At 72.5% G+C, this 19798-nt stretch carries 11 protein-coding genes; 4 read left to right on the forward strand and 7 right to left on the reverse strand.

Annotated elements, in window-relative coordinates:
• Positions 1-24: 24 nt before the first annotated feature.
• From ACFYNL_RS31650 to ACFYNL_RS31670, 5 genes are all read right to left on the reverse strand, one after another.
• On the reverse strand, positions 25-2160 hold the full coding sequence (locus ACFYNL_RS31650; RefSeq protein WP_388809418.1) for a hypothetical protein: 2136 nt from the start codon (positions 2158-2160) through the stop codon (positions 25-27).
• A 292-nt stretch (positions 2161-2452) separates the two neighbouring features.
• Positions 2453-3535 carry a hypothetical protein gene (locus tag ACFYNL_RS31655; RefSeq protein WP_388809421.1) on the reverse strand — a complete coding sequence of 361 codons (1083 nt, stop codon included), beginning with the start codon at positions 3533-3535 and terminating at the stop codon, positions 2453-2455.
• A 300-nt stretch (positions 3536-3835) separates the two neighbouring features.
• Positions 3836-4999, reverse strand: coding sequence for a VWA domain-containing protein (locus ACFYNL_RS31660; protein WP_388809423.1), 1164 nt, complete (start codon positions 4997-4999; stop codon positions 3836-3838).
• 207 nt (positions 5000-5206) lie between these two features.
• Positions 5207-7702: a DUF5682 family protein gene (locus tag ACFYNL_RS31665; protein ID WP_388810099.1), complete on the reverse strand. Its 2496-nt coding sequence runs from the start codon at positions 7700-7702 to the stop codon at positions 5207-5209.
• 578 nt (positions 7703-8280) lie between these two features.
• Positions 8281-9411, reverse strand: a complete 1131-nt coding sequence (locus ACFYNL_RS31670) for an AAA family ATPase (protein WP_388809426.1) — start codon at positions 9409-9411, stop codon at positions 8281-8283.
• 166 nt (positions 9412-9577) lie between these two features.
• Between ACFYNL_RS31670 and ACFYNL_RS31675 the strand changes: the two genes are divergently transcribed.
• Together ACFYNL_RS31675 and ACFYNL_RS31680 are read left to right on the forward strand one after the other, a co-directional pair.
• A complete protein-coding gene (locus ACFYNL_RS31675; protein ID WP_388809428.1) occupies positions 9578-10933 on the forward strand; it encodes an SWIM zinc finger family protein in 1356 nt (451 codons plus the stop codon).
• Between the two features lie 143 nt (positions 10934-11076).
• Complete coding sequence (locus ACFYNL_RS31680; RefSeq protein WP_388809431.1) at positions 11077-12705, forward strand: DUF5691 domain-containing protein; 1629 nt, start codon at positions 11077-11079, stop codon at positions 12703-12705.
• 230 nt (positions 12706-12935) lie between these two features.
• On the opposite strand, the gene ACFYNL_RS31685 is transcribed toward ACFYNL_RS31680, so the two are convergent.
• Positions 12936-13358, reverse strand: a complete 423-nt coding sequence (locus ACFYNL_RS31685) for a cobalamin-dependent protein (protein WP_019754804.1) — start codon at positions 13356-13358, stop codon at positions 12936-12938.
• Positions 13359-14006: 648 nt separating this feature from the next.
• Here ACFYNL_RS31685 and ACFYNL_RS31690 point away from each other — a divergent pair.
• Entirely contained in the window at positions 14007-14867 is an 861-nt protein-coding gene (locus tag ACFYNL_RS31690; RefSeq protein WP_388809434.1) for an esterase/lipase family protein, read from the forward strand.
• A gap of 294 nt (positions 14868-15161) precedes the next feature.
• On the forward strand, positions 15162-16625 hold the full coding sequence (locus ACFYNL_RS31695; protein ID WP_388809435.1) for a M23 family metallopeptidase: 1464 nt from the start codon (positions 15162-15164) through the stop codon (positions 16623-16625).
• A 69-nt stretch (positions 16626-16694) separates the two neighbouring features.
• On the opposite strand, the gene pcrA is transcribed toward ACFYNL_RS31695, so the two are convergent.
• Positions 16695-19181, reverse strand: coding sequence for a DNA helicase PcrA (pcrA, locus tag ACFYNL_RS31700; protein ID WP_388809437.1), 2487 nt, complete (start codon positions 19179-19181; stop codon positions 16695-16697).
• Positions 19182-19798: the final 617 nt, after the last annotated feature.

Consider the following 19798-nt stretch of genomic DNA (forward strand, 5'->3'; position numbering starts at 1 on the left):
CGTACGACGTCCGGTTCGGTCCGGTCAGATGCGGTACGCGCCTCCCAGGTGCGGGTCCTGCGCGTAGTCCGGTGTCATCGACCCGGCGAGGCCCTGCACGCCGGTGGCCGCGTTGCCCGCCAGCGGGCCGGCCGAGTCCCGGACCGTGCCGGTCAGGTCCTCACCGAACGGCGCGACCTGGCCCGAGACGCCGTGGGCGAAGGGGCCGACCTCGCCGGCCAGCCCGTCCGCGAAGGGCCGCACGTCGCCCGTGACGCCGTACGCCAGGCTGGTGGCGCTGCCGCCGACGCCCGTCACGACCGGCTGTGCCGTGTCGACGACCTCGTGCACGAGGGGCTGCGCGGTGCCGGCGACGCCGTACGCGAACGGCCGCACCTCCTCCGTGACGCCCTCGGCGAAGGGAACGGTCTGACCGGCCACCCCGTGCACGAACGGGTCGACCTCGCCGGCGACCCCGTCCGCGAAGGGCCGGACGTCACCGACCGCTCCGTAGGCCAGCGCGCCCGCGTCCCCGACGGCCTGACCGGCGACCGGCACCGCGCCGCGCACGGCGGTGCCGGCGACGGGCGGCAGGACGGCACCGGTGACGTCCGCCGCGGCCCGGTCGGTCAGGCCGGTGGCGTACCGGGGCAGGTCGGCGGCGACGCCCCGCACGGCCGGCCGGGTGGCGGAGACGACGTCGGCGGCGAGGTGGCCGGCGCCGGAGACGGTACCGGCGGCCACGGGCCGGACGTCGGCGACGGTGCCGTGCGCGAGGTGCTCCACGCCGTCGGCCGTGCCATGGGCCACCGGCCGCACGTCCTGGAGGGCATCGGCGGCGATCGGCCCCACGCCCGCGACGGCCTGGGTGGCCAGCGACCCTGCCTGCGCTGCGATGCCGTAGGCCAGCGCGGTCGTGGCGTCGACCGTGTGCCCCGCCGCCCCGGCCGTCCCGGTCACTGCCCCGTGCGCGACCGGCACGACGCCGTCCACCGTCCCGCCGACGACCGGCCGCACCCCGGTCACCGCCCCGACGGCCGCCGACTGCACACGGTCCACCGCGTCCCCGGCGAGCGGGGGGATCCCGGCGACCGCGTGCCCGGCGGCCGGCATGACGCCGCCTACGGCGTGCCCGGCGACGGGCAGGACGCCGTTCACGGCCTGGCCGGCGATCGGCGGGACGACCGCGTCGGTGGTCTGCTCCACCACCGGGGTGACCGTGCCGGGGACGGTGGCGACCGTGCCGACGACCCGCTGCTCGACGCCGCCGACGGTGCCGACGGTGCCGGTGACCGCGCCGGTGACGCTGCCGGTGAGGTGCTTCGGGACGGCGGAGACGGAGCCCTCGGCCGCTGTCCTGACGGCGGCGGCCCGTTCGGCGGCGGCGGCCCGCGCGGCCGTTGCCGTGCCCTTGGCCTCACCGTCGAGGTGCGCGGCGGAGGACTGGGCGACCTGCTGCACACCCGATCCGGTGCGGCCCGCGCCGGCGACGGCGTACTGCGCCTTCGCCCGTACGACGCCCTCGACTCCCTGCGCCTGCGAACGCGCCGCCGCCTGGGTGCCCTGCAGCTTCGACTGCGCGGCGGCGAGCGCCTGCTCCAGCTCGGGGGCGAATGCGGCCAGCGGGCCGAAGAGGTAGTCGATGGTCTGGGAGGGCCGCGGTGTGTGCTGGGCGATCTGCTCCGCGGCCCGGTCGGCGCGGGCGGCCTTGGCGCCCTGGATGGCCTGGGTGGCCTTCGGGGAGGTGGTGGAGGTGGAGATGGAGGTGCCGGTGGAGGACGGGACGGTGACCTCGGCGTCGACGTAGCGGCGGGCTTGGTCGGCGGTGCTCGTCGGCACCTGCTGGGCCTTGCGGGCCGCGTCGGTCGTGCCGGTCGTGCCGGCTGTGCCGGTCGTGCGGGCTGTGCCGGTCGCTTCGGTCGTGGCGGTGACCGCGCCGGTGGCGCCTCTGGTGACGTCCGAGACCGTGCCCGTCACGTCGGAGACGACACCGTCGACCGCGTCGAGCAGGTCGGGGGAATCGGGGTGGCCGGACGTGGCGTCGCTCGCGTCGGCGGCCGTGTCCGCTGCGGAGAGGGAGGAGGCTGGCAGCTCGTCCGCGTGGGAGGCGGTCGAACCGAGCGCCCAGGCGCCGGTGACGCCGGCGGCTATGACGATCGAACGGCGGATGTTCTTGTTCATGCTTACGTCGGATCCCTGGATCTTGGGGCTCCGAAGGCTTCCGGAGTTCAGCGGATGCGCGAGGCTCCGGGGCTTCGGACGGGTTGGGGACAGTGCGGCGCCGGTTCCGGTCGCGGTCCGGGGAATCGAGGACCAGCGTGAGCGGATACGGCTCCGGCGGCTTCCGTCCGGCAGACGCCCGGTGAACGTCCTCAGGACGTTCGGAACCGGGGTCCGGACGGGCGGGCAGACCTGTTTCCACCCCCGCGCGGCAGGTCCGCGGCGGGGAGGCCGGTCCGGCCGGTCTGCCGGCCTAGGCCGGAGAAACCGGTATGTCCCGGTGCCTGTCCCGGATCTCGTCCGCGTCGGCACGCGCCGCGTCGCCGGGCAGCAGCCGCACCGGCGCCCGCTGCGTCACCGACAGCGCGTGTGCGTCCCCGTGCCGTGATCCGCCGCCGTCCCCAGCCGAACGGTTGCCCATCACACCGGGGCGATCGGCCGACACCCGGTGGTCGGGGACGTCCGCAGCGGGCGCGGTGCGGTGCGCATCGGTGCGAGCGGAGGCGCGGGACACGGCGGGCTCGGCCCCGTACCGCGGGCCGTGGGTGACGGCCACGGCGGCACGGGAGCGCCCCTCGTCCGCACGACCGCCGTCCTCCGCCGACACCGACGCTTCCGGCCGCGGCGCCGCGGTGACGGGCGCGGGCGGGGTGTGGCCGGGGGTGTCAGGAGGGGACGGCAGATCGGGAACGCCAGGGGTGCTGGGGAGACCGGGGGTGTCGGGGAGGGAGGGGAGGTCGGGAGTGGCGGGGGCGTCGGGCAGCCCGGGGAGGTCCGAGCCGTCGGGGAGGTCCGGGATGGTGGGCAGCCCCGGGCCGTCGGGGAGGTCCGGGATGGTGGGCAGCCCCGGGAAGCCGGGCGGGTTCGGCGCGTCGAAGCCCGGGAGGGACGGCACCGGCGGCGCCTCGTGCGCCCCCTCGACCACCGAGTCGACCACCGACTCGACCAACCCCCCGACCGGCTCGACGACCGGCTCGACGACGCGCTCGGTCACGGGCCGCGGAGCCACGCCGACGGAATCGCCGACGGACGCGGCGGTGGACTCACCGTCGTGCACGGCGTGCGGGGCGCTCCCGGCCTCCGACAGCGCGGGTTCGATCCCGACGGCGCCCGAGGACAGGGAGGTTGGGGACACCGAGGCTGGGGACACCGAGGCTGGGGAGGACACGGTGCCGGCGTCGATCGGCGCCCGGTCCGCCGCGTACGCCCGTTCGCCGCAGAGGAACGCCAGCGCGAACAAACCGCCCACCAGCAACGCCGCCTGCAGCGCACGACGCCCGGCCGCCGTGCGCAGGACACGCAGAGCGGCGACAGGCGAAGCGGCTGGCCAGGTCAAGGCGAGACGGGTCCTCCCGTGCGGCGGAACGAGGTACACGTGACGGCAACGAGTCGGCGCGACACGGTACGGACGAGCGGCGCGCGGGCGCACCGCTGAAGAGAGAGCGATCCTTGCACGCCCCTCCCGAGGTCGCGCAAGCCCCCCGTTACCGATGGGTATTCATGTCCGTTTTGCTGGCCCGAGTCGATAGTCACCACGTCGACAAATCACCGGGCATCCTCCCCGTTGCCCTCCATCTCCACCTGGACAGAGGCTGCTCAGCGCCTTCCTCCCTCCTCCTCCGTCCTCCTCCGTCCGTCAGTCGTTGTCCGGCACCGGAACCGGCCGCTTCTCGATGGCCGCCGCCATCACCTCCGGAAACAGGTCCGGCGTGCAGGCGAACGCCGGTGCGCCCAGTGCCGCCAGCGCGGCGGCGTGCTCCCTGTCGTACGCGGGCGCCCCCTCGTCCGACAGCGCCAGCAACGCCACGAACTGCACCCCCGACGCCTTCATCGCCGCGACCCGCTTGAGCATCTCGTTGCGTATGCCGCCCTCGTAGAGGTCGCTGATCAGCACGACCACCGTCTCCGCGGGCCGGGTGATCTGCGACTGGCAGTACGCGAGCGCCCGGTTGATGTCCGTGCCGCCGCCGAGCTGGGTGCCGAACAGGACGTCGACGGGATCGTCGAGCTGATCGGTGAGGTCGACGACGGACGTGTCGAAGACGACCAGCCGCGTGCTGATGGACCGCATGGACGACAGCACGGCTCCGAACACGGACGCGTACACCACCGACGCCGCCATCGACCCCGACTGGTCGATGCAGAGGATGACCTCCTTCTTCACCGACTGCGACGCCCGCCCGTACCCGATGAGCCGCTCCGGCACGATCGTTCGGTACTCGGGCAGGTAGTGCTTGAGGTTGGCCGCGATCGTGCGGTTCCAGTCGATGTCGTGGTGACGTGGCCGGTTGACGCGGGCACTGCGGTCGAGGGCGCCGGTGAGAGTGGCCCGGGTACGGGTGACGAGCCGCTTCTCCAGGTCCTCGACGACCTTGCGTACGACGGCCCGTGCCGTCTCTTTCGTGGTCTCCGGCATCGCCTTGTTGAGCGACAGCAGCGTGCCGACGAGGTGCACGTCCGCCTCGACCGCCTCCAGCATCTCCGGCTCCAGCAGCAGCGTGGACAGCCCGAGTCGGTCGATGGCGTCCCGCTGCATGACCTGGACGACGGAGGACGGGAAGTACGTCCGGATGTCCCCGAGCCACCGGGCCACCGACGGCGCCGACGCCCCGAGCCCAGCCGACCGGTCCTTGCCGGATGACCCCTTGTCCTTCTTGCCGTAGAGAGCGGACAGCGCCCCGTCCATCGCCGCGTCCCGTCCGGAAAGCGCGCACCCCGTGCCGTCGGCGGCGTCGCCGCCCAGCACCATCCGCCACCGCCGCAGCCTCTCCTGGGCGGGATCCAACGCTTCGGTCGTCATCAGCACACTCCCTTGCGACGCCGCCTCGCCATGGGAACCACCGGCATCGTCACCGTCATCGACACGCCCCCTCACGAGCCCGCTCCCACAGCGGCATCACCGGCACCGTCGTCGTCCTCGGACGGCTCTGCGCCACGAAGCCGGCCGGTCGCCCGCCGACGCCGACCGCCGCGACCCGCACTGCCGGTTCCTTCACCGCGTCAGTCGTCATCCCGTCACCCCCACAGGGTCGTTGTCGCCGAGGCCGCCTTCGACGTCCTCTGCCGCTTCCGCTTCCATCTGGTCCAGCCCGAGCAGCAACCGCACCACCGGCACCACGGCGTCAGCCCGCTCCGCGTCGAGTTCGGCGCCGAAGCCGGGTATGCCGGAGCCCCCGGCACCCGTGCTCCCCCGCTGACCCGGCCCACGACGGACCAGCTCACCCAACGTCCGCCGCACGCCTGGCTCGTACGCCGAGAAGGTGCGGCGCAGCAGTGGCAGCACATCCGTGAACGCCTCCCCCGGCACCCCCGTCAGCCACGCGTCGACCAACCCGAGCAGGCGCTCGTCGTGCACGAGCAGCATCCCGCCGCCCGAGCCCCCGCCGACGAACCCCTCGATCCACACAGCGGCATCCGTCGGCGGAGTCCCCGGGGACAGCGCCAGCCCCATCAGCCGCGCCGCCTCCTCCTGCGCCAACTCCCCGTCGTCCAAGAGCAGGCGTACCGCACGCCCTCGGATGGCACCGGGCACGCTCTCGCGCGCCGACAGCACCCGAAGCACCCCGTGCCAGCGGCTGCGCAGGCCACCGTGACCGGGAGCGGGCGGATGTCCGGGGCCGCCGGGAGTCACCGGCTCCGCCCCGTCGTCCAGCAGGGCCACCGCTCCCTGCACCGCGTCCACATGGCGCCGCATCTCCTGCGCGGCCTCCGCGTCCAGCGCCGCGCAGGCCGGGGGCAGGCCGACGAAGACGCGCTCGGCGAGGCCCGCGGCGACCTCCGCGAGAGCTCCGGTGTCCGTGCCGCGCACGTCGCCGTACCTCAGGGATCGGACCAGCGCGGGCAGGGCCTGGGCGAGCCGGCCCACGTCCGTGTCGAGGGCGGCCCGGTCGGCGAGGATCCGCATCACCACGGGCAGCGCGTCCGGCAGTTCGGCCAGCAGGCAGCGCTCGGCGAGCGCGGTGACATCGGCCAGCCCCTGCGCGGCGACGGCGTCCGCCTCGGCCTTGGCCGTCGCCGCGGCCGGCACGGTCGTCCCCCACACCCCGGCTTCCGCGACCCGTACGGACAGCTCCGGTTCCCACCGCAGCCGCCACGTCTCCCGGAAGGTACCCGTGCTCCCCCGGGACTCGACCGCTTCACCCCAGGCGACGCCGAGCAGCCGCAGCCGGTGCAGCAGCCTGCTGCGGCCGGCGTCGTTCTCCTTGCGCAGGTCGAGCTCCAACTCCCGCTCCAGCGCCTCCGGTTTGAGCCGAAGCCGACGCTGAAGCCGGTCGAGGTCCCGCTGCAACGGCACCGCCGGCGCCGCCCGCGGCACCTCCCCCAACACGTCCCCCACGACCAGCCGGTCCCGCACCAGCGCCAACGGCACGTCCGAGCCCTCGCACATCACGGCCCGCACGGCGTCGGTCGTCTCGCTCAGCCCCGCCAACGGCCGTCCACGCATCGCCGCGAGCGTCTCCGCCAACCGCACCGCCTCGATCACATGCGCCGAGGACACGATCCGGTCCTCTTCACGCAGCAGCCCGGCCACCTTGGTCATCCACCGCTCGACCGGCCGGTCCGGCGCGCCGAAGAGGTGTCCGTACCACCCCGGAGAGTCGATGCCCGCCCCGTACCCGCTGGCCCGAGCCAACCGGCGATACGTCCACGGCACCCAGGTCATGTCCGCCTTGACCTTGGGCAGCCCTTTCAACAGTGCCTTGTCGGCGGCCACGGTGCTCTTCCGCCGCAGCGCCGGAACGTGCCACGCCCCGCAGACCACGGCCACCTCGTCGCCGAACTCTCGCTGTGCGGAGCGCAGTTGGAGTCGCATGTACGCCTCTCGTACGAGATCCCGCTCATGTCCCCCGCTCCCGTACGTCTCCCGCAGCGCCCCCATGGCCTCCTCAAGCCCGGCGAACGGGGCGAACACGTCCCCGTCACCCGACCCCCGGTGCTCGACGACGTCCTCCCACCACCGCTCGGGATCGTCGTAACCGGCGGTTTCGGCCAGAACGGCGAGGGGGTCCAGTCGGACGTCGGCGCTGGGGCCACGCTCGTCCGGCGTACCGTCGTCGGCCGCGCCGGGTGCCGGCACCGGACCTCCCGTCCCGCCGGTGTCAGCGGGGCCGCCCTCCGGGGCGCCGCCGCCCCCCGGCTGAGCACCGGCCTCCGGCTCATCCCTCTCACCGGGCCCCGCGCCTGACGTGGCCTCGTCCTGTTTCCCCCATGCCAGCGTGTGTGTGGCGGGCAGGTCGATGAAGCGGGCCGGGATCTGGTGCTCCAGGGCCCAGTGCATCGCGACCCACTCCGGGGAGAACTCGGCCAGCGGCCAGAAGGCCGAGCGTCCGGGCTCGTCCACGGCGTGGGCGAGGAGGGCGACCGGCGGTCGCATCGCCTCGTCGGCGGCGAGCGGGATCAGTGCGTCCGCCTCGGGTGGCCCCTCGATCAGCACGATCCGTGGCCGGGCGGCCTCCAACGCCGCCCGCACGGCCCGCGCCGATCCGGGCCCGTGGTGCCGCACGCCGAGCAGCAGAGGTCCTGGCGGGTTCGACGCCGTGGCGGGTGCGGTCGAGGCATCCGACCCCGCCCGCGCGTCGTCCGCCTGGCGGGTACCCGCCCCTGTGGTACCGCTGCCGGGCTCGCCGACGCCCCGGCTCTCAGCCCTCTCCACACCTGTCACACCGAACCCCCTCGCCTACGTGTTCCCTCATCGCCCCTCCTGCCGGCCCCGACCGCGCGGTGCCTCACGGTCACGGACCGCCGTCACGGCACCACCGCGCAACAACTCGCGGTCACGGCACCGCCGCGCGCCGACTCGCCGTCACTGCACCACCGCGCGCCGACTCGTCGTCACAGCTGCGGCATCCGGCCGTCGCCCACCACCCAGTCGCGCCCTGCGACGCGAGCCGGCGAGTAACCCCTGGCAGGGCAGCCGCCACGTACCGCACCCGCCGCCCACCGGCTCGGCCCCGCCCACCCGGACTCGTCCGTCCGCCCTCGCGGCACCGCTTCAACGGGCCGCCCCGGCCACGGATCGACCCGGCTTGGATCCACCCGTCTTGGACCCCCCGCTCGGGCGGCCCCACCCCAGGTCGTCGTTCACGCGCTCACCTCTCGGCACGCCCGGTAGAAGTCCGTCCAGCCGTCCCTCTCGCGTACCACCGCCTCCAGGTACTCCTGCCAGACGACCCGGTCGGCCGCCGGATCGCGGACGACGGCGCCGAGGATGCCCGCGGCCACGTCGCCGGGTCGCAGCACCCCGTCACCGAAGTGGGCGGCCAGGGCGAGGCCGTTGGTGACGACGGAGATCGCCTCCGCGGTCGACAGCGTGCCGCTCGGCGACTTCACCTTCATGCGGCCGTCGGAGGTGACTCCGTCGCGCAGCTCGCGGAACACGGTCACGACGCGACGGATCTCGTCGGTGCCGTCGGGCGCGGCGGGCAGATCGAGGGAGCGGCCGATCTGGTCGACGCGGCGAGAGACGATGTCCACCTCGGCCTCGACGCTCTCCGGCAGCGGCAGCACCACGGTGTTGAAGCGCCGGCGCAGGGCGCTGGAGAGGTCGTTGACGCCACGGTCACGGTCGTTGGCCGTGGCGATGAGGTTGAACCCCCGGACCGCCTGCACCTCCTGCCCCAACTCCGGTATCGGCAGCGTCTTCTCCGAAAGAATCGTGATCAGCGTGTCCTGCACGTCCGCCGGAATCCTGGTCAGCTCCTCGACCCGCGCCGTCATCCCCTCGGCCATGGCCCGCATGACCGGGCTCGGCACCAGGGCGTCCCGGCTGGGCCCGTGCGCGAGCAGTTGCGCGTAGTTCCACCCGTATCGGATCGCCTCCTCCGGTGTGCCCGCCGTGCCCTGCACCAGCAGCGTCGAGTCACCGCTGACGGCTGCCGCCAGGTGCTCGGAGACCCATGTCTTCGCGGTGCCGGGCACGCCGAGCAGGAGCAGGGCGCGGTCGGTGGCGAGCGTGGTGACGGCGACCTCGACGATGCGGCGCGGCCCCACGTACTTCGGCGTGATCACTGTGCCGTCCGCGAGCGTGCCGCCGAGCAGATAGGTGGCCACGGCCCACGGTGACAGCTTCCAACGGGCCGGACGCGGACGGTCGTCCTGCGCGGCCAGCGCCGCGAGCTCCTCGGCGAAGGCGTCCTCGGCATGCGGTCGCAACGCGTCGGCCGCCGCGGGCTCCCCCGTTTCGACGGTGATCGGTTCTACGGACACAGGCATGGCAAAGTCCCCCTCCAGCTCGGCCGGTTCAGCCGTTTCGGATCTGGCATCCACGTTGCACCACGCCACTGACAATCCGTTCCGACCTGCGAAAACGTGCTCGCGGCGGCGCTTGCGGCGCCTCGGCGCCGACCGATTGTCAGTGGGGGGATCTACCTTCGATGTCATGACTCAGCAGGGGGTGCGCTGGACCGCGGACCAGGTGCTGGCACTGGCGCCTGACTCCGCGTCACGCAAAGCGGGCAGCAAACTCGGCGCGGCGGGACCGTGGTCCGAGGCGGGGAGTTCCGACGAGGGGACGGTGTGGGGGCTGTGCAAGGGCAGTGGCAGCAAGCCGTATCAGACGGTCGTCGACATCGCGGACGCGTCCGGTCCCGCGTACAAGTGCAGTTGCCCGAGCCGGAAGTTCCCGTGCAAGCACGCCCTCGGGCTGCTTCTGCTCTGGGCGGGCGGCGAGGGCGCGGTGCCGCCCGGGTCACCGCCGGACTGGGCGGAGCAGTGGATGAAGGGGAGAAGGCAGCGGGCGGAGGAGAAGCGGACGGCGGGCACGTCCGGTTCCCCTCCCGGGTCCGGTGATCCCGAGGCGGCGCGGCGCAGGTCGGAGCGCCGGGCCGAACGGGTCACCGCGGGCGCCACGGAGCTGGAGCAGCGTCTGGCCGACCTGCTGCGCGGCGGCCTTGCCGGTGCCGAACAGTCGGGATACGGCCTGTGGGAGGAGACGGCGGCCCGTATGGTCGACGCCCAGGCCCCCGGACTGGCGGCGCGAGTGCGGGAGTTGGGGGCCGTGCCGGCATCCGGCCCCGGCTGGCCGGTGCGTCTGCTGGAGGAGTGCGCCCTCCTCCACCTTCTCGACCAGGGCTGGCTGCGCCGCGCGGACCTGCCCGCGGATCTGTCGGACACGGTCCGCTCCCGCGTCGGCCTGCCCTCGTCCGCGGACGGCAAGCCGGTGCGGGACCGGTGGCTGGTCCTCGCCCAGTACGACACGGCGGACACCAAACTGACGACGCGCAGGATATGGCTGTACGGCGCCGACTCGGACCGCACCGCGCTGCTCCTGTCCTACGGCGCCGCCGGCCGTGCCCCGGAACTGGCGCTGCCGGTGGGGCTGGCTTTGGAAGCCGAGGTCTCGGCCTACCCGGGCGCCGGGCAGTTGCGGGCGGCGCTGGGCGAGCGGTTCGCACCGCCCGTACCCGCGCAGACACGGCCGCCAGGGGTGACGACGGCAGAGGCGGCCGCCCGGTACGGCGAGGCACTGCGCGCCGACCCCTGGCTGGACTCCGTCCCGGTGACGCTGGACCGGGTCATACCGACTCCGGACGGGGACTCCTGGCAGCTGGCGGACGCCGAAGCGGACACGGCCCTGCCGCTCACGCCGTCCGCCCGCGCCCGCCCTGGCCTGTGGCGCCTGGTCGCCCTGTCGGGTGGGGCTCCGGTCAAGGTGTTCGGCGAGTGCGGACACCGCGGCTTCACCCCGCTGACGGCATGGCCGCAGGGGGCGGGAGAGGCGGTGCCACTGTGCTGAGCGACGTGCAGGGCGACAGTGACCGTGAAGCGACCGCCTCCGACTGCTCCTCACCACCTCGGGGCGGGTGGAGCGACCCCGCGATGGCAGAGAGGAATGAACCGATGGCCGGCCCTACCGCTCCTATGACTCCTGTGGCTCCTATGACTCCTGTGACGTCGTCCGCGCCGGACGTCTGGGAGGAACTCGTCACGGCGGCGCTGCTGGGGACGGACCGGCGCACGCCCCCGGGTGGTGCGCCGGGGCGCGAGGCGCCGGTGGTGCTGCTGGACGCGGCGGCCTTGGAGACCGTACGGCGACGGGCCGGTCTTCGTCCGGCGCGGGCTGCGCGGCGGCCGCAGCCGGCCCCCGAGGACCCGCGACCGGTGCTGCCCCCGGCGGCGGCCCGGCGGCTGGCCATGTTGCTGGCCGATCGCCCCGGCACCGGGGGCGGCGGCCGTCGCGGTACGGCGCCGGACCTCATGGAGCTGCTGCCCCAGTGGCTCGCGGCGGTGAACGACCGCGGTTTCGCGCCGCCCCCTGAGTCGCTGCCCGCCCTCCTGGACGCGGCGCGGGGGCGTACGGATCTGCGGCCGGCGGCGCTGAGCTTCGCGGGCCCCCGGGCCGTGTGGCTGGCCCGGCTGAACCCGGAGTGGCGCTTCGCCCTGCGTGCGACACCCGGCGGGGGCGCGCCGTTGCCCTCGCTCGAGGACTCCGAGGAGGTGCACAAGCTGTGGCAGGAAGGGCTGTTCGCCGAACGGGTCGCCCTGCTCTGCGCGATCCGCGCCCATGAGCCCGCCGCCGCACGCGAGCTGCTGACCACGACATGGGCGACGGAGCGGGCCGAGGACCGGCTGATGTTCCTCGACTCGCTGCGGACCGGGCTGGGCCCGCGGGACGAGCCGTTCCTGGAGCAGGCGCTGGCCGACCGGAGCCGCAATGTCCGGGCGACGGCGGCGGAGCTGCTCTCCGCGCTGCCGGGCTCGGCGCTGGCCGCACGGATGGCGGTGCGCGCGGCGGCGTGCGTGGCACTGGATCACACGCACGCCACTGCGACGATCAGTGTCGAGGCACCGCACGAGTGCGACCCGGGCATGGAGCGCGACGGTGTGGTGTCCAAGGCTCCGGCGGGGCGCGGTGAACGGTCCTGGTGGTTCGGCCAGTTGGTGGAGGCCGCGCCGCTCGGGGCGTGGCCGGGCCGGCTCGGTGGGCGTACGCCTCAGGAGATCGTGGCGCTACCCGTGGCGGACGACTGGCAGAGCGAACTGCATGCGGCGTGGTGCCGGGCGGCGGTTCGGCAGCGGGACGCCGAGTGGGCGAGAGCGCTCCTCGGATCGCCGTCGGCGCCCGAGGCCGGAGGTCCGGGGGCCGTGTCCCTGGCGGAACGCGCGAAGCTGCTCGGCACGCTGGGCTCCGCCGAGCGGGCCGAGTGGGTCGCCGGGTTCATCGCTACGCATGGGCTGTCGGAGGCGTTTCAACTGCTCGGGGTGTGTGCGCTCCCGTGGGCGCCGCCTCTGGGAAGGGCGGTGGTCGACGCGCTCAACATCGCGCGGGACGCGGGGAGTTATCCATGGAGTTTCAGTGGCGTGATGGGTTTGGCCGAGCGCTGTCTCGACCCGGCCGAGGCGAGCCGTCTCGACGGCCTGCTGGCCGTACCCGACGAGGCGGAGGACGCGTCGCCGGGAGCCGGGGGGTACTGGGCGGAGGCGTTCCAGCGGCTGGTCACGACGCTGCGGTTGCGGGCAGCCATGATCGAGGAGATGGGACCGCCACCCAGCTCGTCCGGCGCATGAGGGGTGGTGGGCGCCTCCAGAACCGAAACCGGAACCGACCCCGGGCCGGAACCGAGACCAAACCGGGCCGGAACCGAAACCGGGCCGGAACAGAGGAACCGAAACCGAAACCGGAACAGGAACAGGAACCGGACCCAAACCAGAGCCGAGCGGGACCCGGGGGGGCAGCCGCCTGCCCAGGACGGTCACCCCACCGACGGTCAGTCCGCCGGCCCGCGCCCGACCCCGGCTCAGCCTCCGGAGGCAGCAGGCTGCCGCACGTTCGCCCGCACCCAGTCCACGATCGACTGCGTCGTCGCACCGGGCGTGAAGATCTCCGCGACGCCCTTCTCCTTCAGCGGCGCAATGTCCGCCTCGGGAATGATCCCGCCACCGAAGACCAGGATGTCCTCCGCCTCGCGCTCCTTGAGGAGGTCGATCACGGCCGCGAAGAGGGTGTTGTGCGCTCCGGAGAGGATCGAGAGGCCGATGGCGTCGGCATCCTCCTGGATGGCGGTGTCGACGATCTGCTCGGGTGTCTGGTGAAGCCCGGTGTAGATGACCTCCATACCGGCGTCGCGCAGCGCCCGCGCGATGACCTTGGCTCCTCGATCGTGGCCGTCGAGCCCCGGCTTGGCCACCACCACGCGGATCGGACCGGCTGCCACACCCATCACTGCCTCCATGAAGCGACTACATCCATCCGTACCGACAAGTACCGCTCATATATGAGTTATGCCGCACAGGGCGCACATGCCATACATGGTGCGTGTATCGCGATTTCCGCCGCTCACGCGCCGGACGCACCGTCCCCGGCACGGATGCCCCGGGCCACGCCGCCCGAGGAAGTGAACGAACGTTATCTCCAGCATCCCGCAACCGGCAGTTTCGCGGTGCGGAGCGAGGGGGAAATCACACGGTGGGACACGTTCGCCGCGCACCGTTCCACATCTTTGCGGCACACGGGCCGCAGCAGTCCGCGGCACGCGCGTCGCAGCGGGACCACGCGCAACGGGAGCCGCAACGAGGTCGCCGCACCACCGCGCCGCGGGCCGCGCGCCGTGACGGTGCGGCGCGTCGACGGTGGCACGAAGGGCACGCAGGGCAGGTCAGGCACGACAGCGGGGAGCCTCGTCGCCGACACCGGCAGGGCACCCCGTCAGGCGATCGACGCACCACGGCCACCAGGGCCGGCTCACGACGCCACACGCCTCGCCTGCCCCACGCGCTCTCCGTACCCTCGCCGATCACCTCCGCAGCGACTTCCACGAGGGCACACGGGGGTCGGAGTCGTCCTCCTGCGTGCCGCAAGGAGGTCGGCCATGAAGGTCACCGGGGCAGTCTTCCCCTTTCTTCCCGTCTGTCGGCGCCTGCTCCCGAGCAGGCTGGCCGGCCTCTCCGTAGCCCTGCTGAAGGCGACCGCCCTGGAGATCGCGATCCTCGCCGGGCATCTGCTCCTGTACCCGTCCGGCATCACGCAGGAGCGCCGGGCCGCACCCGCCCTCCCCACGGAAGGCACCACACACCTGCCCGCGGAGGCCCGGCCCCCCGTCGTCCTGCTGCACGGCTTCATCGACAACCGCTCGGTCTTCGTCCTGCTGCGGCGCAGCCTCGCCCAGCACGGCAGGCACCAGGTCGAGTCCCTCAACTACTCGCCCCTGACGTGTGACATACGCGCCGCCGCCGAGTTGCTCGGCCGCCACATAGAGGAGATCTGCGAGCGCACCGGAAGCCGCCAGGTCGACATGGTCGGGCACAGCCTCGGCGGGCTGATAGCCCGCTACTACGTCCAGTGCCTGGGCGGTGACCTCAGGGTCCGCACGCTCGTCACGCTCGGCACCCCGCACTCCGGCACCCGGGTCGTCCCGCTGGCCAACGCGCACCCGATCGTCCGTCAGATGCGCCCCGGATCACCGATCCTCGAGGAGCTGGCCGGCCCGGCGCCCGGTTGCCGCACCCGCTTCGTGAGCTTCTGGAGCGACCTCGACCATCTGATGGTCCCGCTCGAGACGGCCTGCATCGACCACCCCGACCTGCTGGCCCAGAACATCCGTGTGAGCGGCATCGGCCATCTCGCCCTGCCGGTGCACCCCGCAGTGGCGACCGGGATACGGCAGGCCCTTGACACCGCCGGAGCGGGAGCCGAAACGGACCGGGAGGCCGGCGGTCTGACCGTGGCGTGACCGACCCGTCCCCCTCGACCGCGGACGGCCGCCCGAGCAGGCCTCCCCACCCGACTCCGACTCGCCGCACAGCCGCCGGACAGCCGAGCAACGTCGAACAATCTTCGAACACAAGGCCAAACTCGCGCCCGCAGTCCGCCAAAACACGGCCGAATGCCCGTTTCCTGCGCGCGTGAAACCTGCCGAAGATTGTCGTGCCCGCGTACCGCCGGGTACAGTCGCCGCACTGCTCTGGCAGCCCCTGTTGTCGAGGCGAGAGAGAAGTTGGTGAACGATCGTCACCCGTCGGGGACAATGACCTCCCCGACCCCGGCTTCCGATGCCGCCCCGGCGCACTACGCGTCGTACGGCGCCCAGGAGGCCCACTACGGTGACTCCACCACGTACGGTGCCTACGACGCCACCCATTTCGACTCCGCCGGCCACACCACCACCTTCGACGCGGACCCCCTGTTCGGCAGCCTCCCCGGCGAGAACACGGGCGCGCACGACGCGACGCAGTGGTCCACGGGCAGCCAGCAGACCGTGAACTACGACGCCTACGCGGCCCAGCACCACGCCGCCTACGACACCGGCGCGTACGACACCACCGCGTGGACGACCGGCCATCAGCAGCTGTCGTTCGTGCCGCAGCAGGCCACCGGTCACGACATGTCGGGCCAGTGGGACGCGAGCGCCTGGCTCCAGCCCGACCAGTCCGGCGCCCCGGCGGACCAGACCCAGCACTGGGAATGGGGCACGCAGAACTTCGAGACGGGGACGTACGACGCCACGCAGTGGAACTCCGACGGCGGCACCGACACCACCGCGCAGCCGGGCGGCGAGTACGAGCAGTCAGCAGAATCCTTCGATCAGCAGGCCACGGCCCACTTCGAGCAGATCGAGCAGCCCGGCTACGACGACCCCGCCCACGACGACACCGAGCTGACCTCCACCGGTCAACTCCCCGAGGTGGCACCGCTCCTCGACGACCAGGAGGAGGCCGCTCCGGCTCCCTCCCCCCGCGCCGCGTCCCGCAGCGGGGCGCGTTCCCGCCGCCGTACGCCGCCCAAGCGCTCCGCGCTGCTGACCATCGCCGTACCGTCGGCGTGTGTGATGGGTGTCGCGGGCATCGCGGCCGCCTCCGTCGGCACCCTGACGGAGGACCAGGGAACGGTGACGACCGCTTCGGACGGCGAGGCCGTGAAGCCGTCCACCGCGAACAACAAGCTGGACGCCCAGCTGGAGACCCTCGCCGCCGGCGCCGACGACTTCGGCGACCGGGTCAGCCGTACGCAGGAGCGGATCGACCTCAAGGCCCAGCAGGAGGCGGAGAAGCGGAAGGCCGCCGAGGAAGCGGCCCGCAAGGAGCGGCTGCGCCCGAAGTTCGCCCTCCCGGTCGCGCAGCACGGACTCAGCGCCTACTACGGCCAGTCCGGCATCAACTGGATGTCCCTGCACACCGGCATCGACTTCCCCGTCTCCTACGGCACGACCGTCATGGCCGCGACCGACGGCACCGTCCGCACGCAGTGGAACAGCGCCTACGGAAACATGATGATCGTGACCGCGAAGGACGGCACGGAGACGTGGTACTGCCACCTCTCCAGCTACCGTGTCGCCTCCGGTACGACGGTCAAGGCCGGCGACCCCATCGCGTACTCCGGCAACTCCGGCAACTCCACCGGCCCGCATCTGCACTTCGAGGTGCGTCCCGGAGGCGGCTCGGCCATAGACCCGCTGTCCTGGCTGCGCAGCCACGGGGTCGACCCCACGTAAGAGGCGCCCGCAGCCCTGACTTGCCTGTGCGCCCCCGCTCCACGGCGGGGGCGCACACGTGTCCGCGGGCTACAGCTTCTCCACCGGCGCGTACCGCAGCAGCAGCCGCTTCGGCTTGGTGTCCCCGAAGTCGATCGTCGCCTCGGCGTTCGCCCCCGTGCCCTTGACGCCCGTCACGGTGCCGAGACCGAACTGGTCGTGGGTGACCCGGTCACCGACCGCCAGCTGGACGACCGGCTTCTCCGAGGTGCGTCGCGTGGCGAAGCCCGATGCGCCCGACGCCGAGGAGCGCGAGCGGGACGACGACAGCGAGGCGGCCACGCCGGCCGCGGGACCGGAGGACAGGGGCGCGCTCGCCCCCGTCCGCTTCCAGTCCACGTGCGCCGACGGGATCTCCTCCAGGAAGCGGGAGGGCGGGTTGTACGACGGCTGCCCCCACGCACTGCGCATCGACGAGCGGGTCAGGTAGAGCCGCTCACGCGCGCGCGTGATGCCGACGTAGGCGAGGCGCCGCTCCTCCTCCAGCTCCTTGGTCTGGCCGAGGGCACGCATGTGCGGGAAGACGCCGTCCTCCATGCCGGTGAGGAAGACGACCGGGAACTCCAGGCCCTTGGCGGTGTGCAGGGTCATCAGGGTGATGACGCCGGAGCCGTCCTCCTCCTCGTCCGGGATCTGGTCGGAGTCGGCGACGAGCGCGACCCGCTCCAGGAAGTCCGCCAGGCCGCCGGAGGTCTCGCCCTCACCCGTCTCCTGCTCGAACTCCAGGGCCACGGCGGCGAGTTCCTGGAGGTTCTCGATACGGGTCTCGTCCTGCGGGTCGGTCGAGGCCTGCAACTCGGCGAGGTAGCCGGTTCGTTCGAGAACCGCCTCCAGGACGGTCGCCGGTCCCGCGCCGGATTCGACGATCGTACGGAGCTCCTCCATCAGCGTGTTGAACCGCTTGACGGCGTTGGTCGACCGGGCGGCCATGCCGTACGCCTCGTCCACGCGCCGCAGCGCCTGCGGGAAGCTGATCTTCTCCCGCTGGGCGAGGGCGTCGATCATCGCCTCGGCGCGGTCGCCGATGCCCCGCTTGGGCACGTTCAGGATCCGTCGCAGCGGCACGGAGTCCTCGGGGTTGGCCAGCACCCGCAGGTAGGCCAGGACGTCCCGGACCTCCTTGCGCTCGTAGAACCGCACACCGCCGACGACCTTGTAGGGCAGGCCCACCCGGATGAAGACCTCTTCGAAGACACGGGACTGGGCGTTCGTCCGGTAGAAGACGGCGACGTCACCGGCCTTCGCCTGGCCCGCGTCCGTCAGTCGGTCTATCTCTTCGGCGACGAACTGCGCCTCGTCGTGCTCGGTGTCCGCGACATAGCCGGTGATGCGCGCGCCCGCGCCCGCGTTGGTCCACAGGTTCTTCGGGCGGCGGGATTCGTTGCGCTCGATGACCGCGTTGGCGGCGCTGAGGATCGTCTGCGTCGACCGGTAGTTCTGTTCGAGCAGGATGGTCGTCGCGTCCGGGTAGTCCTCCTCGAACTGGAGGATGTTGCGGATCGACGCGCCTCGGAAGGCGTAGATCGACTGGTCGGCGTCGCCCACCACGCACAGCTCGGCGGGCGGGATGTCGAACTCGCTGGGCGGCACGTCGACGGGGTGTTCGCGGGTGCCGACGAGTTCGCGCACGAGGGCGTACTGGGCGTGGTTGGTGTCCTGGTACTCGTCGACGAGGACGTGCCGGAAGCGGCGGCGGTAGTGCTCGGCGACGTCCGGGAAGGCGCGCAGCAGGTTGACCGTCGTCATGATCAGGTCGTCGAAGTCGAGGGCGTTCGCCTCGCGCAGTCGCGACTGGTAGAGGGCGTAGGCCTGGGCGAGGGTCTTCTCGAAGCCGTCGGTGGCCTGCGCGGCGAAGTCCTCCTCGTCGATCAGCTCGTTCTTCAGATTGCTGATCTTGGCGCTGAAGGACTTGGGCGGGAACCGCTTGGGATCGAGATCCAGATCCCGGCAGACGAGCGCCATCAGCCGCTTGCTGTCGGCGGCGTCGTAGATCGAGAAGGACGAGGTGAACCCGAGCTTCTTGCTCTCTCGCCGCAGGATGCGCACGCACGCGCTGTGGAAGGTCATCACCCACATCGCGTTCGCCCGTGGGCCGACGAGCTGCTCGACGCGCTCCTTCATCTCGCCCGCGGCCTTGTTGGTGAAGGTGATCGCGAGAATCTGCCCCGGATGCACATTCCGCTCGGCCAGCAGATGGGCGATGCGGTGGGTGAGCACCCGGGTCTTGCCGGAGCCGGCACCGGCCACGATGAGCAGCGGGGTGTCGGAGTGGACGACGGCGGCACGCTGGTTCTCGTTCAGCCCGTCCAGGAGCGCGGCCGCGTCGAGCGCCGGGCGTGGGGCGCCGTCGCGGTAGTAGGCGTCCCGGTCCGGCGGCACGTCGAACTTCCCGCCGAACAGATCGTCCGGAACGGGCTCCGGAGCATGATCGTCCTCGGGCGGTGGCGGGTGTTCTTCCTCATGGGCCCGCGGGGCCTGGAGGTCCGCCAGGAAGCTGTCGTCAAAGAGGCTGCTCATCGCTCTCCGAGTCTAGGGCGCCCCACTGACAGCCCGCCCCCGCCCTTAGAACATCGCCGGATTCCGCACCCCCAGCCTTCCCAGGCCCGCACTCAGGGCACTCGCCACTACCACTCCGCCACGTTCTGTGACCATCGCAACCACTCGCCGTAAGCGGTCACGCTCCTCAAACCATCACCGGCCACCCGAATCCACAGCCGACGATCACACGATCGAGCTACCCGACCACGGCGAGGCCCCCCGGAGGAGACTCCGGGGGACGGGGAGGCGATCACCCGAGACGGCCACGGAGAGGACCCGGAAAACGACCTGAAGACGACCGAAGAGAGCCGGAAGAGGGCCGAGGGAGGACCGAGGGCCGGCCGAGGGCCGGCCGAGAACCGGGAAGACGGCGGGAAGCCACGACGGAGGACACGACCACAACGGGACAGACATCACTCCTCCCCTCGAACCCTCGCAACTCCCCTCAACCACCCCCCGATCACCCCTCGACCACGACGACCTGACTCAAGGTCACGAAAATGTATCGGGCATATCGAACATCAACCTTCACAGGGGCCACATGAGTTGGCTACCGTGCCCGGCAGGCCGTACGACCCCCTCCGGCGAACGTCGCC

Origin of the sequence: Streptomyces sp. NPDC007808 (assembly GCF_042868655.1) — a bacterium.
In the GTDB taxonomy this organism is placed as follows: domain Bacteria; phylum Actinomycetota; class Actinomycetes; order Streptomycetales; family Streptomycetaceae; genus Streptomyces.